Source organism: Paenibacillus elgii NBRC 100335 (genome assembly GCF_004000865.1).
In the GTDB taxonomy this organism is placed as follows: Bacteria; Bacillota; Bacilli; order Paenibacillales; family NBRC-103111; genus Paenibacillus_G; species Paenibacillus_G elgii.
Window position 1 is genome coordinate 74,697 of record NZ_BIMB01000001.1, and the last position, 15,831, is coordinate 90,527.

Below are 15,831 nucleotides of genomic sequence, written 5' to 3' on the forward strand. Positions count from 1 at the left end.
ACTTGGCAGCAGAAACAGGAGGAACCTACACATCATGGACAACATTGCCGTCATTTCCGACATCCACGGCAACTTGCCTGCGCTGGAGGCGGTCGTTCAGGATATTCGCCGCCGCCACATCCGGCGTATCGTCTGCCTCGGCGATCTGGTCGGCAAAGGGCCGCAGCCGTGCGAAGCGGTGGACCGCATTCGCGAGCTGTGCGAAACGACGGTGCAGGGCAACTGGGATCACGGCATCAACAACCCGCAGGACAAGGAGACCGGCTTGTGGCAGCAGCGCCTGCTCGGGACCGAGCGGCTTCGCTACTTGCGCGAGCTGCCGTTTTCCGCAGAGCTGTGGCTAAGCGGACGCCGCGTCCGTCTTTTCCATGCTTCCGCGCAAAGCATTTATCATCGTGTGCTCCGCAAGGCTAATAAGAAGGAAAAGCTCGCCATGTTCGAGAATACCGATCAGACAGGCGGGTTTGCAGGCACGGAGCTGACGCCGGATGTCATCGGCTACGGAGACATCCATGTTCCTTACGTACAGACGCTGAAGTCGAAGGCGGGACAAGGTCTGCTGCTGTTCAACACCGGCAGCGTCGGCGCGCCTTACGACGGGCTCCCTTATGCGAGCTATGCCATTCTGGAAGGAGAGACGTCGCATCCGGCCTGTCTGGAGCCTGCTCCGTTCTCCGTACAGCTCGTCCGCGTGCCATATGACGTCGAGCAAGCCGTCGCCATCGCCGAACGCGTCGGCCTGCCCAATCTGGAGCGGTTCATCGGCGAAATTCGCAGCGGGATCGAGCGGAAATAACGGATCGGCCCCTGATTGCCGCATTTTTCGGCTTGCCCCGAACACGTTTGCATCGCAGAAATAATGAGAGTATACTCGAAACATGTCGAACGTTACATTACATAGACCAGCACACAGATGACGGCAAACGTGTTATTCGGTTTGCATGCGATGGTCAGCTTGAAAAGAGGCGAGCTCGCGTGGCGAAATGGCAGGTTAACTTAATGGTATTATGGGTGGGACAATTTTTGGTCATGGCCGGCATGACGATGATTGTTCCTTTTTTGCCTTTGTATTTGCAGGAGCTGGGCCTCCATGACCCTCATAGCGTCGCTACCTGGGCCGGGGTCATCTTTGCGGGGAATTTCGTCACCTCCTTCATATTTCAACCGATCTGGGGCGGACTCGCCGATCGGTACGGGCGCAAGGTGATGCTGCTGCGCTCCGGCTTCGGCATGGCGATCGTCATGACGCTGATGGGCTTCTCGACCAGCGCTTGGCATCTGCTGCTGCTTCGGCTCTTGAACGGTACGGTGTCCGGCTTCGTGCCCGCGGGAGTCGCGCTGATGTCGGCCACCACGCCGCGGGAGAAGATCGGCTTCGCGATGGGCACGCTGCAATCCGGTTCCGTCGCCGGGTCGATTCTCGGGCCGTTTCTCGGCGGGCTGCTGGCGGAATGGATCGGATTCCGCAACATTTTCTTCGTGACGGGCGCGACGCTCTTCGCCGCCTCGCTGCTTGCAGCGGTGCTGGTGAAGGAAACGTTCGACGCGAAAAAAGCGCTCCAGAAGCCGAAGCAGTCCATGGTGGCAGCGTTCAACGAGCTGCGCCGCATCTCGCAGCTTCCTTCGCTGTACTCCGTCACCTTCTTGATCCAGTTCTCGCTGCTGAGCGTCATGCCGCTTCTCCCGCTGTTCGTCCAGCAGCTTCACGGACAGGACGAGATGCTGGCGTTCTACGCCGGTCTGGTCGGATCGGTGACCGGATTCTCCAATATGATCGCTTCGCCGATATTCGGCAAATTGTCCGACCGGATCGGACCGGAGAAAATTCTCGTGATATGCCTGTTCGGCGCCGCCGTGGCTTCGGTTCCTCAAGCCTTCGTACACAACGTAGGGCAGCTCTGCGCGGCCCGGTTTTTCCTCGGCATTTTTCTCGGAGGATTGCTGCCTACGGTAAATGCGCTCATCCGGAAATATACGCCGAACGGGATGGAAAGCCGCTCCTACAGCTTCAATACGAGCGCGCTTGCGCTCGGGAACATGCTGGGTCCCGTCGTTGGCGGAGCGATCTCCGGCGTGATGACGATCCAGCAGCTTTTTCTCGTTTCGGCCGTCCTGCTCTTGATTAACGGCTTGTGGGCTCGAAAATCGATTCTGCTCCGACAAAAATCGACCCACTCCCCTTCATAACCTCACTTTGTCACAATCAGCCTGTAAGCCTTTGGTGCTTTGTCATCTTAGGCTTGCAGGATTTTTTTGCCAAAAACCTATGATTTTCTGCCCATTTTCTCCGAAAATTTGACAAATTAGTGAACTTTAATGAAAACTTAATAAATAAATTATGCCATTTTTCCTAACAAGAAGGAAAACTTACCCGATAATAAGAATGTAAGAAATAGTAAAGAAAATTAAATATTTTTTTCCTCCTGCTTACCTTATGGATGGTGTTTCCAAAGGAGGTGAACCAGAAGTCCACTTATGATCTGTCATCTGCCGTTCCACCGGGAAGTATCCAATTCAACAGAGAAAAGAGGAAGATCATTATGACGCAATCGCAAGTTGTTGAAACGATTTCGACGATCATCGCAGAAGAACTTGAGAAAGCAAAAAAGTCGAATCCTTTTTTCACCCGATTTCCCGAGAGCGCGCAACCAGAAAATTTCAAATGGTGCATGCACTTATACCACTTGTCCAAGCATTTCGGAGAGCTTCTTAAGCTGCGCTGGGAGCGGTTCCCGGATGTCGAGCACGATGTCTTCTCCACCCATTACAAGGAAGAGAAAGACCACGCCGAGATGCTCCGCCAATGGATGACGGATTTGGGGCTTGACGACCCCGAACAATCGTTTCCGAATTATGAGACCGAGGATTTCATTTCACTTCAATACCGCGCTGTCAGCTCCATGAGCGAAAACTTGTCGCTGCTTCTTGTGAACAGTACGGCGGAAGGCTACGCCCATGCCATGTACCTGCACGCCTACGCGATTTTGAAAAGAGCCGGATTTACGAATCTGGAGTACTGGGAAATTCACTGCGAGGCGGACGAGGAGCACAGCAACGTCTATCATCACATTCAAGATATGAACGATCAAGAACTAAAGGAGGCCGAGCATTTGGTTCGATATACGTGCCGTTCGCTCGATATCATGCTCGCGTCCTGGTTTAAATAGGAGGGAATATAATAGATATGGCATTCGAAGACGTTTTTAAGTATCACGTTGACCGCACGAACAATGTTTTGTCCTGGCAAGTACTCGATTCGTTGACGGTGGAGGACGCCACCGAAGCAAGCAAGCTGGTAAAAAGCAGCCTTGCTTCGATGAGCGGAGCCAAGCTCCTCGTCGATAACCGTTTCATGATCAAGAACGGCCGGCCGATCGTTTTCTCTCCCGAAGTGAACGCGATCTGGGAGCAGCTTCAAGGCGGCATTTTGCCTCAAGTATCCCAGTGTGCCGTGCTGTGCAGCGGAGCGATTATGAAAATGCAAATGGACCGCATCGCGCGGGCGTCCGGATTTATCAACGTGCTGCAGAGCTTCTGGAACGACGATCCGAGCGTCATGAAAAAGGAAGCCTACGTATTTCTGGGCATTTCGTCCAACGAGCTGATCGATAGGCCCATTAGCGTATAAATGCGGTATATATAGAAAAGGCCAGGAAACGCTTGATGCGCTTCCCGGCCTTCTTTTATTGCTTGCGCGAATGCGCGAAGCGAGCCTCTCTAGCACCGTGCAATCAGCTCCGCGAGAAGCGCCGTACGGAACGGAATTTCGTCTATCCGGACGTACTCGTCGGGCGAATGCGCGTAATCGCCCCGCGCCCCCAGTCCGTCCAGCGTCGGCGTTCCGACGGCGGCGGTAAAATTGCCGTCGCTGACGCCGCCCGTATGCGTCTCCTCCAGCTCGTCTCCGAATTCGGCGCAGGCAATCTGCCGGGCCAGCGCAAACAGCGCCGCCGTCCGTTCCGTCCGCTCCATGGGCGGACGCATCATCCGACCGGTCAACTGCAGCCGGGCTTGCGGCAGTACCGGAACGAGCCCGCCAAGCGCCGATTCGATTCTCCGGGCCTCCTCCGCCGTGGCGACGCGGATGTCGATTTCCCCTTCCGCGTGCTCCGCCACGACGTTGGAGCCAATGCCACCCTTGACGACGCCGACGTTCACCGTCGTCCCGACAGCGGGATCGGTCAAGGCATGCAGCCGCTGGATCTGGCAAGCGAGCTCCTGGATCGCCGAGACGCCCTTTTCCGGGTTCACGCCGGCATGCGCGGAAACGCCCTGCACCGCAAGCTTAAACCGGCCGCTTCCTTTGCGCGCCGTCTTGAGTGCGCCGCTCGGCTCCATCGGCGGCTCCAGCACGAAGGAGACGGCGGACTTCCTGGCCTGCTCTTCGATAAAGGCCCGGGACGTTGGACTGCCGAGCTCTTCGTCGCTATTGAGCAGGAGCACGATTTTTTTATCCGCCGGGAACCGTCCCGACTCCTGCAGAGCTTTGATCGCGAACATCGCCTGCATCAGCCCTGCCTTCATGTCGTAGACGCCCGGCCCGTAAGCACGTCCGTTCCCGATGTGAAACGGCCGGCGCGACGCTTCTCCTTGCGGCCAGACCGTGTCGAAGTGGCCGAGGAGCAAAATCTGCTTATCCCCTTGCCCTACCTCGCACAGTAGCCGGTCGCCGTACACTTCGTTCGGAACCCGGACGACCGTGCCTCCCGTAATTTCCTTGAATTGGCCCGTGTACCAGTCCGCCATCCGGTCGCTCAGCGCTTTGTCGGCGGACGGCGAATCCATATTGACGCTTGCTTCAAGCCGCGCCAGCATCTCGGGCAAATATTGTTCAATTCGATCTTTTATTGACTTCACAATGCAGCATCTCCGTTAATGGGAATGCGAATTCGATCCGAACAAACGATCCAATCCGTATCCCCTTTCCAATATAATGATGAACGCCAAGCTAAGTAAAATCACGACGGACGATACGGACGCGACGAGCGGGTCTAACGTTTCCTGCATATAGCTGAACAGCGTCATCGGAAGCGTCGTTGTCGTCGGGGAGACGAGAAACAACGACACCGTCACGTTATCGAACGAAGTCAAGAAAGCGAAAATCATGCCGGATATAATCGCCGGCTTCAGCAGCGGCATCGTGATGTCCCAGAAGACGTTCAACGGCTTGGCGCCCAAAATATAAGCCGCCCTCTCCAACGTATAGTCGAAGGAACTGAGCCCCGTCAGCACGAGCCGGACTACGTACGGAATCGAGATCAACGTGTGTGCGAGCAGCAGCCCGGTGAACGTGCCAGCCAGTCCGATCCGCGTGAAAAAGAGCAGCGCCGCAATCCCGATGATCAGCGCGGGAACGGTCAGCGGCGACAGCATCAGCCCGTTGATCAACCCTTTGCCGGGAAACTTGTACTTGTGCAGCGCCAGTCCCGCGATGGTGCCAAGCAGCGTGGAAATGACCGCAGTCAGCGCCGCCAGCTCCAGGCTGAACCAGAACGAATCGACGAATTCCGGGCGGTCGAAAATTTTGGCATACCATTGCAAGGAAAATCCGACCGGCGGAAACGACAAATATTTGGCCGATGTCAGCGAGGTCGGAATAATGACCAGCAGCGGTGAAACGACGAACAAGACGACGAAAAACGTAATGAGGCCGAGCGGCGAAAATCGTTTTGTCATGAGGAGAACACCTCTTTATAGCGCCGCGTTTCGATCAGCCGCGTGAATAGCGACACGAGCGCGATAGTCGAACCGAGCAGCAGGAACGAAAGCGCCGCTCCCAGCGGCCAGTTGAGCTGGGCCATAATTTTCTCGTAGGCGATGACCGGCAGCACCTTTACGGACGTGCCTCCCATCAACGCAGGCGTAACGAACGCGCTCATCGACAGGCTGAACACGAGCGTCGTTCCGGCGACGATGCCGGGCAGCGTCAGCGGGAGCGTCACCGTGAAGAACGTGCGCACCTTGCCCGCGCCGAGAATGCCGGCCGCTTTATAGAGCGAGCCGTCGATCTGGTACAGACTCGTCGCGATGGCGAGAATCATGTATACGATCAAGGAGTCGGTCAAGCCGATGATGACGCCGAGCTCGTTATAGAGCAGCTTGAGCGGCGTGTCAATAAGCCCGAGCTTCAGCAGCGTGCTGTTGATCCAGCCCTTCTCGCCCAGGATGACGACCCAGCCGAAGTTCCGGATGACCACGCTGATCAAGTGCGGAGAAATGATCAGAAACGTAATGATCCCGCGCAACTTGCCCGACGTCTGAGCCATGAACATCGCCACCGGATAGCCGAGCACCAGACAGGCCAGCACCGAGAGCAAGCCCAGTTTGACGGTTCGCCATAAAATTTGAAGATAGTAAGTATCTTTAAAAAAGATCGTATAGTTCTCTAGCGTGAACTGCCCCTGCTTCCCCTCCAGACTGAGCAGAAAAATATAAAGCATCGGCAGCAAAAACACACCGGCGACGACGGCCAGACTTGGAAGCAGCAGCAAGGCGGCAGTCCGGACGGCGGATGACTTGCCTTTACCCATGGGTCTCATGCCCCTTCCTTGGGAAAACGAACACGTCCTCCGGCTTCCATTCCAGCCATACCGAATCGCCGACCGACCATTCGCGGTCCTGACGGTCGGAAGGAATGCGCACATTTAGCGTATACCGGCCGACCTGGACTTCGCATTCGGCGTAAGCTCCGAGGAACGAGATCAATTGGACGACGCCTTGCACACGATTGACGCTGCCGGAGGCATTCTCGCCGCCCTCAGCCACAAAACCGATCCGTTCGGGACGGACATAGACGGAGACGGCGTCTCCCGATTGAAGCGCAATGCCTTTGAACGCAGCCTGAAGCGGATGCCCATCCTCCGTCACGAGCGACAGCGTCTGGCTTCCCATCGCCTCCACTCTGCCGGTCATCCGGTTCGATTTGCCAATGAACGTATGTACGAACTCGGATGCCGGGCGGTTATAAATTTCCCACGGAGTGCCGATCTGTTCCACCTTGCCGTGATCCAGCACCACAATCCGGTTGGACAGGTAAAGCGCTTCTTCCTGATCGTGCGTCACGAAAATGGTGGTCAGACCAATCTCCTGCTGCAACCGCTTTAACTCGTCGCGAAGCTCTTCGCGCAGCTTGGCGTCTAGGTTGCTTAGCGGCTCGTCCAACAGCAGCAGCGACGGCTCGGTCACGAGCGCGCGGGCGATGGCGATGCGCTGCCGTTGGCCTCCTGAAAGCTGCTTCGGATATCGGTCGGCCACGTGAGGCAGCTTGACCAGCTCCAGCACCTTCCTCACCCGCTCCTGCATTTCCGCCTTCGGCGTCTTGCGCAGCTTCAGCCCGTACGCCACATTTTCAAAGATCGTCATATGCGGAAACAACGAATACGTCTGAAACACCATGCCGAGATCCCGTTTGTTGGACGGCACGCCGTTCATCTTCTTGCCCTTAATGATTAGCTCCCCCTGATCCGGCTCAAGAAAGCCCGCGATCATATTGAGCGTTGTCGTTTTGCCGCAGCCGGAAGGACCGAGGAACGAAACGCATTCCCCCTGCTCCACCTGCAGATTGAACTGCTCCACGACCACGTTGGACCCGAACTTCTTCTGGATGCCTTTAAGCTCCACATCGATCGTTTTTATCATATTGTTCACCTATTTTCCGACTTTCGGTGCAATTTCTTTGTTGAAGCGGTCGAGCCACTCCGACGTTTTGCTGCTGATAACCTCGTAATCGAATTTGACGGCTTTCTTCATATCAAAACTCAGCTTCTTGGAAATATCCATCGGCAGATTTACCTTGGTTGCCGGATTGTAGTACAGCTTGGTTGCGTACATCGCCTGTACTTCGTCGGACAGCAGGAACTCGATGAACAGCTTGGAGGCGTTCGGGTTTTTCGCGCCTTTGACCATCGACGCTACGGTAGGTACCAGGTTTGCGCCTTCCTTCGGAATGACGAATTCGAGATCAAGACCGGCATCCTTCTGCACCAAACTGCGCGCCATCGTCCAAGCCGTATACGCGGCCGTCTTGTTTTGCAGGTTTTGCTGCAGCTGCGCCGCGCTCTTGGCGAAGGTCGGCATATAGCCCGCAACCGTTTCCAACTTTTTAAAACCGGGCTCCATATTTTTCTCCGAGCCGCCGTTTGCATAAGCGAGTATGATCAGCGCGGAACGGCCGAAGTTGCTGGAAATTTCGCTGAGCGTCAAATTCCCCTTCATCTCCGGACGGGCCAGATCGTTCCACGACTCCGGCACCGGGAGACCCTTGGACTTCACCATTTCCGCGTTGTAAGAAATGCCCATCGGAGTAAAGTTGACCGCTACGCCGCTGTTATCCTTCACTTTCAGCTCGGGAGAAACCTTGCTCATGGACGGAATGTCCTTATCGTTCAACGGCTCCCACAGCCCTTCCGCACGGCCGGCTTCCTGCTCGCCTGCTTCGATCACGGTCACGTCGATTTGCGGAGCGCCCTTTTGCGCTTTCACTTTGGCCACGATTTCGGTGGCGACGCCGGATACATAAGTGAGCTTCACATCGGGATATTTTTCATTGAATTTTTTGAATACGTCGTCTTTCATCATTTGTTCTACCGTCGCTCCGTTACCGGAGATCACAAGCTGCTTCTCCGGCTTCGTGCCGCCGGCTTGGTCTTGCCCTGCTTCACCCGATGCCGCCGGCTTCCCTGATCCGCATGCTGCGAGCAGCGAGCCGCAAAGCGTCAATACCGCTAAAACCCCCATTTTTTTGTTCATTGTAATTCCTCCTCGGATGTGGTATCGTTCACTATACGTGAACATCGTTTACTATACGAGAAACACAAGGAGATTTTAGCACGTAACTTGGATAAAGCGCAATAGTTTATTTTTTTTAAAACGTTTTCAATGTCATGTTTTCTTACATGCGAAAGCGGATTCTGGGAAATTTGCCCGGTTTATGTTACACTTACTCTACATTTCAAACCGTCCCTGAACTTTACGACGGCAAGGAGCACAAAGGCTATGGACAACCATTTATCCTCTGTCAAAAACGGCTGCAAGCTGCTGAAACTATTTCTCGATTCTCCGAAAGAGCTCGGCGTGAGCGATTTGAGCCGCAAGCTGGAGCTTTCCAAGGGCGCGGTGCACAAGCTGCTCATGACGCTCGAAAGCGAAGGCTTCATCAAGCAAAATCCCGCCACCAAGCAGTACTCGCTCGGCTATACGCTGCTGGAGCTCGGCAACAAGGTGCTGAAAAATCACAATCTCGTCGATTTCGCCAGACCGTTTCTTACCCAGCTTTCGGATAAAACGAAGGAACTCGTCACGCTGTGCGTCATTGACGGTCAGGATGCCATTTATGTTGATAAAATCGACTCGCAGTATCCGATCCGCTTCAACGCGGAGGAGCACCGGCGGTTTCCGATGTACGCCACCTCGGCTGCGCGCGCCATTTTGGCTTATCGAGACGACACTTTTATCGACGAAGTGCTGGGGGATCAATTGAAAACGTATACCGCGTATACGATTACCGACGTGGATACGATGAAACGCAGGCTGAAGGACATCCGGACGAACGGATACGAGCTGAGCTCGAACCTGCGCAATGTCGGCGCGACCGGGATCGCAGCGCCGATCTTCGATGCCGACGGGAAAGCGATCGCGTCCGTCAGCGTGATCGGTCCGACCGATCGTATGCTGCCCTTCCATGAGCGGTGGATTCAAGAGGTGGTGGAGATTACTCGCGCCATATCGCACGAGCTCGGCTATCGAGGCACCGGAATTGCGGAGGCTTAGAACGGAACGGGGCTCCTAGGAGATTTTCCGCAAAAAGAGACGGTTTCTCTTCGTCGTACCGACCAAGGGAAAACCGTCTCTTCGCCATACTATTAACTATTGACCTGCCTGCCTCTATCCCCGCACTCTCGCAATGGCGAGGCCGTCATACGCCGGCAGAAGCACGCCTTCCAGACGCGGGTCGCGCGCTATGCTTTCGTTAAATTGACGCATCTTCGTCACGGCATTACCGTTCTGCTCCGGATCGGTCGTCTTGCCGCGCATCAGCAGGTTATCCCCGAGAATCAGCGCGCCCGGCCGGGCCAATTTAATCGCCCATTCCAAATAATTCGGATAATTGCCCTTATCCGCATCGATAAAGAACAGGTCGAACCGCCGGCCTTCCGCCGACAGCGCCTCCAGACTATCCAGCGCCTCGCCGATCCGGTATTCAACCTTGTCGCCGAGTCCCGCTTCGCGCAAATGCTTGTGCGCCAAGTCCGCATACTCCTGCTTGAGCTCCAGCGATACCAGCTTGCCGCCGGCGGACAGACCGCGTGCCAGACAAATGCCGCTGTAGCCGCCCAGCGCCCCGATCTCCAGCACCTGCTCCGCGCGAACGAGACGCGTGAGCATCGTCAACAGCCGGCCGTACCCCGGCGCGATCGAAATTTCCGGCATCCCGTTCTCCCGGATGCCCTCCTGCACCCGCTCAAGCTCCGCATCGGGCTCGAACAACCCTTCCAAATACGCTTCCGCCGATAATGGCATCTCCGTCATCTCCGTTCTTCCTCCTCCGTTTGGTCCTCGTAGGGCGTACGGCTTTACCGTTCGTTACCTTCGTTCCCGCCGCCGTTGTATAATCGGGGCCAATCGCCTATACTAGTTTATTGTATGGCTTTTCCAAGGAGTGAGCAAGCGTTGACATTGAACACCATTGAATTGATTGCTACCGCCCCCATGGGCCTGGAAGCTGTTGTCGCCCGCGAAGTCCGCGACCTCGGATACGATCAGGTGACGGTCGAGAACGGCCGCGTCACGTTTGTCGGCGACGCGCTGGCGATCGCCCGGGCGAACCTGTGGCTGCGGACCGCCGACCGCGTGCTGGTCAAAATGGGACAATTCCCGGCAAGCACCTTCGACGAGCTGTTCGAAGGCGTCAAGGCGCTGCCTTGGCCGGAATGGATTCCCGAGGACGGCGAGTTTCCGGTCGAAGGACGCTCGCATAAATCGCAGCTGTCCAGCGTTCCCGCCTGTCAGGGCATCGTGAAGAAAGCCGTCGTCGAAAGCATGAAGCTGCGCTATGGGACCGAATGGTTCCGCGAGACGGGCGGCCGCTTCGTTATCGAGGTCGCGCTGCTGAACGATATCGCGACGATTACGCTGGACACGACGGGCCCCGGGCTGCATAAGCGCGGCTACCGCAAGCTGGTTACCGAAGCGCCGCTGAAGGAAACGATGGCGGCCGCCATGATTCTGCTCAGCCGCTGGCAGCCGGAGCGTCCGCTGTACGATCCGTTCTGCGGCTCCGGGACGATCCCGGTCGAAGCGGCCATGATCGGCTGGAATCTGGCACCGGGCCTCAGACGCAGCTTCAATGCGGAGGCATGGCCGCTCGTCCCCGGCTCTCTGTGGCAGGAAGCGCGCGAAGAAGCGTACGATCTCGTGCGCGACGATGTGCCGCTGCAGATCGCCGGCTCGGACATCGACCGCAGCGCGATCGAGGTTGCCCAAGCGTCGGCCAAAGCGGCCGGACTGGGCAAGGAGCTCAGTCTGCAGACGCTGCCGGTGGCCAAAGCGCGGCCGTTAGGAGATTACGGCTGCATCATTACGAACCCGCCTTACGGCGAGCGGCTGGGTGACCGGAGTGAAGCGGAACGTGCCGTCCGCGATTTCGGACACTTGTATTCGCAGCTCCCTACCTGGTCCGCTTTTGTCCTGACCCCGGCCAAGCAGTTCGAGCACTACGTGAACCGACCGGCAGACAAGAAGCGGAAGCTGTTTAACGGACGGATCGAATGCCAATTGTACCAGTACTTCGCACCGGGCGGCTTATACGCGTGGCGCAAGGACCGGGAAGCGAACCCAAGCCCTGAGCAATAAGCTCAGGGCTTGTTTTTATCCATCCGCACCGGCTTAAAATACCATACGTAGAACAACCGGGACAGCGCGAACGTAAGAAACAAGCTGATCCAGCTCCAATACCAGGTCCAGTGCAAGTAATCGATCAGCTTCGTATAGCGCTGGATGATATATTCCGGTATCATGATTCCGGACGTGAACGCCGCATAATACGCCAGCTTCGTCCACCCGCTCCGGCGCTCGGGATAATGCAGCATAAAGAAAACGCAAATGACCGGATAAACGAAATATTCGAATGTGAAGCTGGTAGCATTCACCTTCCAGAATAATCGGACCGGGTAGGAAATCCACCCCCACTCGACTACAAGAAGTCCGAGGAGCCAGGTGATGCACTGCTTAAACAAAAAAACCGTAAGCGCGTTGCGGTACTTGTCCCTCGGAATGAACAAAAGAGAAGCCAGTGTCATCCCCCAGACAAAGACAAGAATCCACTGTTCGATGAATCTGCTCATAACCGTTTCTCCGATAAGCCTGTGACAGACTTTCCCGGTTCCTCCCGAACGAACCATAAGAATACCTGCCGGTTTATATAAAGATTAGCCGGAAGTGTAAGATACAGCCAAAACGGCGAACCATGAAATTTCACAAGCGAAGTAAAATGGGCCATCAAGTTGTAAAAGACGACGAAAATCGTGGCGTACAGCGCATAATGTCCGAGTTGACGCGCCTTGCTTTTCCGTACCGGATACGTATATTGAAACCAGACGGCAAAGGTCGGGAACAAAATAAACTCAAACGTGAAATTAATTGCCGTCGCCTTCGGCAATTCCCGCACCGGAAATTCGAACAAAGACAAGTTTGTTAGTACTAAACTCAATAACCAGGTCATCGTTTGAAATAGAAGTACTAGAAGTACGGTGGCTCTCACGCGTCGGCGCCCGGTCATACAGAGCAGCAGCACGCTCGCAATCCACATCAAAAGCAGCACGGATTGTTCCTTGGCCATAGGGATATCAGTCCTCCGTTGCAACTTCGTCGAGGTCGCCGATCAATGTTGTCAACAATGTCTTGAACGATACCATCCAATATGTCCATTTGCCTGCCGCTTTAACCTTCCTGTCGCCTTTTTGGCAAAAAGCAAAAAATCCTTACGAGACCGAGCGGTGATTCAGCTTGGACCTTGTAAGGATTTATTCGATTCTTATGTTCTACGCCTCGACGCGAGGACGGGCCGGGTCACAGGCGGGAGCTTTATGCTCCGATACTTGCGAAAGCTTCGTAAGGTAGTAGCACTCCTCGCGCGACATATGATCGGCCATTAAAGGCGACAAGATACCGAGCGCCTGCTTGCTAAGCCGAAGCTCCTCCAGCTCCCGCAGAAACTGCATGAACAGCGCCATCTCAAGCTCCACTTCTTTGCCGAAACGTGCCAAAGCCGGAAACTTCTTCACGTTCGCGCGCAAATAGCCGGCCAGTTCGACCGCTTTTAAATAAAACTCGCGAAAATGCTGATCGAACGTCCGGGCCATCTCAGTCAAACGCGCTTCTGCCATATCGAGACTGCCTGCGATCGAGCTTGCATGCCCATAGGCGTCCTGCAGCCAGACCAGATGATGATGCAGTTCGTGGAACACGGGAGCCGGTTGACCGGAAAGCAGGCTTCCCAACACCCGCAAATATTCCTCCGCCTCGTTCACCATATGACTTAGAAACGAAGGCGACAATCTAATCGCGAGCTTCCCGATCAGATGCCTTTGCAGCAGATGCAGCTTGAAGCTGCGCAATTGCTGCGTCATGCTGTAAGCCTTCCGGGTAATTTCGATTAGCCGTTCGCGATTTTCCGTCCTGCGGGCATGCTGAAGCAGCCCGTCGAAGGCTGCGATCATCGCCCGGGCCCGCGCCACTTCTTCAGTTTCGTCCGCAGACAGCGAATCCTTAATAAACCGGGCGTGATCGCCCATCACCTGCAGCCAGAACCGGTGTTCGAACGCCGCCGATGCTTCGAAATCCGTTGCCATCCCTGTCTCTGCCTCCCCCTCGGCCGGTAAGCCGTAATGTGCTACAAGCATCGTATGCACAACGACCGGGGCAAGTGCCTATTCGAAATGAGAAAACCGGGATCGGCAAAGAGCCGTCAGGCGTGGCGCAAGTCCTGCGCCCGGCAGCTCCAATAATCAAAGAGCGACATGAAGACCTCATTGTCCGCTTCGCACCGCACGGAAAGCTTTACTTCGCCGCGCCAATAAAACGTAATGACCTGCCGGCTGCGTCCTTTGACCATTTCCACGTCCCAGCAAGAGGAAGCGAGCTCGTACACCTCGCGATTAATGAACATTTTCGGGCCTTCGCTCGACAAAAAGACGCCGACGAAATCGTTGCCCACTTTTGTATAGAAGCCTTGCTTCGTCATGATGCTCCGTCCCTGAACCTGATCTGCCATCCGTTCCCGCTCCTTTATATGAAAACAAAAAGACTCTCCGTTGACGGTACGGGAGTCCGCATCTATCATCGCGCGTCTCCGTGCCTTCGGTAAACTGGCTGGCATCACGCAACCTCGGCGCATTATCCCTATCGCTTTGCGCCTGCGAGCTTTCGCCCGGTTTGCCTTTATCGAGCACGCTCGAAAATTGTCTTTTTGTGTATGATTGAATCTCATCTCTTAGGATAAAAGATCAACCTTGCAGAATACATAGTTCTTATGAACTATTTTCATAGATTTTCATGTGAATTATGAAACATTTTATAGACTTGCTGGCCTTTCCAATAAAAATAAATTCCCGCCACCGTTACAACTGCCATCACGGAGAACAGCGGACCGCCTCCCCATTCCGACAAAAGCACGCCGCCCGCCAAAGGACCGAGAAAATGCCCGAGATTCGTAAACGACTGTGCGCCGAAATACGTGCCCCGCATTCCGTCCGGCGCCAACCGGTCGATCAGCATGTTCGTTGCCGGAAAATTCAGCACTTCTCCGACGGTGAATAAAACCATGGAGACCATAAAGCCAATCCAGCCGACAGATACCGCATAGCCGATATCCCCGAGCGCAAACATGAGACCGCCTACCGCTATCGCAGCCATCGGACCGCGGCTTTCGAACATTTTCGACAGCGGCACCTGCAGCAGAACGACCGTTACCGCATTGATCGTCATCAGCAGCGCGAACAGCGTCGCCCCGTCGGCTACGCTTTGCTGTACGTATTGCGATAAAGTGGCCATCATCTGCGAATAGCCGATCGCGCCGATAATCCCACCTGCAATGTAATAACGAAACACACGGTCACTCGCAATGACCCGCCAAGCCGAACGGACCGTTACCCCGCTGCGGTGCTCCCCTTCGATCTGACGAATGCCGAACGCCTGCAGCAGCGCATAGAGCAAAGCCGCATAGGCCAAATAGATGAAAGCCGTAACCAAAAACGGCAGCCAAGCTTCGAACATGCCGAAGTAAGCACCGAGCAGCGGTCCGACGGCTACGCCGACATTGATCGCCAGATACCGCATCGAGAAGACGTTAAGCCGCTTTTCCTTCACCGTCACGTCGGCCATCAGCGCTTGCGATACCGGTTCGTAGAGCGAACGGCAGAGCCCGTTCAGCATATTGAACAGCATGAAAAGCAGCGGCGCTTTGGCAAGCGCAAAGCCGGTGAAAACGATCACCCAGCCGATCAAGGCAATCATCATGATGAACTTGCGTCCCAGTCGGTCCGACAAAGCTCCGCCGACGAAGCCGCCCGCCATGCCGGCAAGCGAGCCGACGCCGATGATCGCGCCGATCATGATCGGGTGCAGCCCCGATTCCCGGGACAAATAAATCGCCAGAAACGGCATGCTCATGGACGAAGCGATCCGCGCCAGAGCGGTTCCCACAAGCAGCACATGCACGATCGGATGATACTCGCGTAAGAAATGAAGCAATCGAGACTTTACAGCTGCGAACATCGTACCGACCTTCTCTCCGTATATAACCCTTGGTATTTCTAACCCTCGGTAGATTAACCC

The 15,831-nt window shown here is 55.4% G+C and carries 17 protein-coding genes and 1 riboswitch; of the genes, 6 read left to right on the plus strand and 11 right to left on the minus strand.

All coding sequences use genetic code 11. The features are described from left to right. Positions 1-34 precede the first annotated feature (34 nt). From PEL01S_RS00365 to PEL01S_RS00380, 4 genes are all read left to right on the plus strand, one after another. Positions 35-796 carry a metallophosphoesterase family protein gene (locus PEL01S_RS00365; protein WP_127458846.1) on the plus strand — a complete coding sequence of 254 codons (762 nt, stop codon included), beginning with the start codon at positions 35-37 and terminating at the stop codon, positions 794-796. 179 nt (positions 797-975) lie between these two features. Beyond that, positions 976-2,187 (plus strand): MFS transporter, encoded by a 1,212-nt coding sequence (locus PEL01S_RS00370; RefSeq protein WP_127458847.1) that lies wholly within the window; start codon positions 976-978, stop codon positions 2,185-2,187. A gap of 353 nt (positions 2,188-2,540) precedes the next feature. Then, a complete protein-coding gene (locus tag PEL01S_RS00375; RefSeq protein ID WP_127458848.1) occupies positions 2,541-3,167 on the plus strand; it encodes an iron-containing redox enzyme family protein in 627 nt (208 codons plus the stop codon). 17 nt (positions 3,168-3,184) lie between these two features. Next, entirely contained in the window at positions 3,185-3,628 is a 444-nt protein-coding gene (locus PEL01S_RS00380) for a hypothetical protein (protein ID WP_081890269.1), read from the plus strand. An 89-nt stretch (positions 3,629-3,717) separates the two neighbouring features. Here PEL01S_RS00380 and PEL01S_RS00385 read toward each other — a convergent pair whose 3' ends face one another. Genes PEL01S_RS00385 through PEL01S_RS00405 form a run of 5 tightly spaced genes read right to left on the minus strand, consistent with a single transcriptional unit; the run spans position 3,718 to position 8,748 of the window. Then, a complete protein-coding gene (locus PEL01S_RS00385) occupies positions 3,718-4,815 on the minus strand; it encodes a M20 family metallopeptidase (RefSeq protein WP_127458999.1) in 1,098 nt (365 codons plus the stop codon). A gap of 57 nt (positions 4,816-4,872) precedes the next feature. Beyond that, positions 4,873-5,676, minus strand: a complete 804-nt coding sequence (locus PEL01S_RS00390; protein WP_127458849.1) for an ABC transporter permease — start codon at positions 5,674-5,676, stop codon at positions 4,873-4,875. Next, positions 5,673-6,530, minus strand: a complete 858-nt coding sequence (locus tag PEL01S_RS00395; RefSeq protein ID WP_127458850.1) for an ABC transporter permease — start codon at positions 6,528-6,530, stop codon at positions 5,673-5,675. The genes PEL01S_RS00390 and PEL01S_RS00395 overlap by 4 nt, the downstream gene beginning before the upstream one ends. Then, positions 6,523-7,638 (minus strand): ABC transporter ATP-binding protein, encoded by a 1,116-nt coding sequence (locus PEL01S_RS00400; protein ID WP_127458851.1) that lies wholly within the window; start codon positions 7,636-7,638, stop codon positions 6,523-6,525. Before PEL01S_RS00400 ends, PEL01S_RS00395 begins: the two co-directional genes overlap by 8 nt. A gap of 9 nt (positions 7,639-7,647) precedes the next feature. After that, positions 7,648-8,748, minus strand: coding sequence for an ABC transporter substrate-binding protein (locus tag PEL01S_RS00405; protein ID WP_127458852.1), 1,101 nt, complete (start codon positions 8,746-8,748; stop codon positions 7,648-7,650). 246 nt (positions 8,749-8,994) lie between these two features. Between PEL01S_RS00405 and PEL01S_RS00410 the strand changes: the two genes are divergently transcribed. Further along, the gene (locus PEL01S_RS00410; protein WP_127458853.1) at positions 8,995-9,768 is read left to right on the plus strand and encodes an IclR family transcriptional regulator; all 774 of its coding nucleotides are present in this window, start codon (positions 8,995-8,997) and stop codon (positions 9,766-9,768) included. A 114-nt stretch (positions 9,769-9,882) separates the two neighbouring features. On the opposite strand, the gene PEL01S_RS00415 is transcribed toward PEL01S_RS00410, so the two are convergent. Next, complete coding sequence (locus PEL01S_RS00415) at positions 9,883-10,527, minus strand: O-methyltransferase (protein ID WP_127458854.1); 645 nt, start codon at positions 10,525-10,527, stop codon at positions 9,883-9,885. A gap of 141 nt (positions 10,528-10,668) precedes the next feature. On the opposite strand from PEL01S_RS00415, the gene PEL01S_RS00420 reads away from it, so the two are divergent. Further along, positions 10,669-11,850: a THUMP domain-containing class I SAM-dependent RNA methyltransferase gene (locus PEL01S_RS00420; protein ID WP_127458855.1), complete on the plus strand. Its 1,182-nt coding sequence runs from the start codon at positions 10,669-10,671 to the stop codon at positions 11,848-11,850. 2 nt (positions 11,851-11,852) lie between these two features. Here the strand turns inward: PEL01S_RS00420 and PEL01S_RS00425 are convergent, their stop codons facing one another. The 5 genes from PEL01S_RS00425 to PEL01S_RS00445 form a co-directional block, all read right to left on the minus strand. After that, positions 11,853-12,341: a CBO0543 family protein gene (locus tag PEL01S_RS00425; RefSeq protein WP_127458856.1), complete on the minus strand. Its 489-nt coding sequence runs from the start codon at positions 12,339-12,341 to the stop codon at positions 11,853-11,855. Then, positions 12,338-12,835, minus strand: a complete 498-nt coding sequence (locus PEL01S_RS00430) for a CBO0543 family protein (protein WP_127458857.1) — start codon at positions 12,833-12,835, stop codon at positions 12,338-12,340. The genes PEL01S_RS00425 and PEL01S_RS00430 overlap by 4 nt, the downstream gene beginning before the upstream one ends. A 202-nt stretch (positions 12,836-13,037) precedes the next feature. Beyond that, the gene (locus PEL01S_RS00435) at positions 13,038-13,847 is read right to left on the minus strand and encodes a DUF2935 domain-containing protein (protein ID WP_127458858.1); all 810 of its coding nucleotides are present in this window, start codon (positions 13,845-13,847) and stop codon (positions 13,038-13,040) included. A gap of 116 nt (positions 13,848-13,963) precedes the next feature. Next, complete coding sequence (locus tag PEL01S_RS00440) at positions 13,964-14,269, minus strand: hypothetical protein (protein WP_036679994.1); 306 nt, start codon at positions 14,267-14,269, stop codon at positions 13,964-13,966. Positions 14,270-14,354: 85 nt separating this feature from the next. Next, a riboswitch (cyclic di-GMP riboswitch) is annotated at positions 14,355-14,445 on the minus strand. A gap of 93 nt (positions 14,446-14,538) precedes the next feature. After that, on the minus strand, positions 14,539-15,771 hold the full coding sequence (locus PEL01S_RS00445) for an MDR family MFS transporter (protein ID WP_127458859.1): 1,233 nt from the start codon (positions 15,769-15,771) through the stop codon (positions 14,539-14,541). Positions 15,772-15,831: the final 60 nt, after the last annotated feature.